Source organism: Streptomyces xantholiticus (genome assembly GCF_014651015.1).
GTDB lineage: Bacteria > Actinomycetota > Actinomycetes > Streptomycetales > Streptomycetaceae > Streptomyces > Streptomyces xantholiticus.
The window spans coordinates 1-642 of sequence record NZ_BMWB01000076.1 but is presented as its reverse complement, the minus strand read 5'-3'; the positions used below and the strand labels follow the sequence as shown (position 1 = coordinate 642).

1 protein-coding gene is annotated in these 642 nt (G+C 63.7%); it reads right to left on the bottom strand.

All coding sequences use genetic code 11. The features are described 5' to 3' along the window. A partial coding sequence (locus IE198_RS34795) for an IS630 family transposase (protein WP_189894078.1) occupies positions 1–642 on the bottom strand: 642 nt, incomplete at both ends.

Here is a 642-nt window from a genome sequence, read left to right as displayed (position 1 = left end):
CTTGGTCCAGATGAACGGCTTGGGGTCTTCGTTCCAGTTCTTGACCCACGCGCGGATGTCGGCTTCGAGGGCCTGGACGTTCTTGTGGGCGCCGCGGCGGATCATCTGGTCGGCCAGGAAGCCGAACCACCGCTCAACCTGATTGATCCAGGAGGAGCCGGTCGGGGTGAAGTGCATCTGGAACCGAGGGTGTTTGGCCAGCCACGTCCTGATCGCGGGGGTCTTGTGGGTGCCGTAGTTGTCGCAGATCAGGTGGATCTGGAGATGCGCGGGCACCTCTTTGTCGATCCTGATGAGGAACTTCTTGAACTCCGCTGCCCGGTGCCGGCGGTGCAGGGCGCTGATGACCTCGCCGGTGGCGACATCGAACGCGGCGAACAAGGTGGTCAGGCCGTTACGGATGTAGTCGTGGGTCCGGCGCTCGGGCATGCCCGGCATTATCGGCAGGACCGGCTGCGACCGGTCCAGAGCCTGGATCTGGGACTTCTCGTCCACCGAGAGGACCACCGCGCCCTCGGGCGGGTTGAAGTACAGGCCGACGACGTCGTAGACCTTCTCCACGAACAACGGGTCCGTCGACAGTTTGAAGGTGTCCGTCAGATGCGGCTTGAGCTGGAACTTCCGCCAGATCCGGCCGACGGT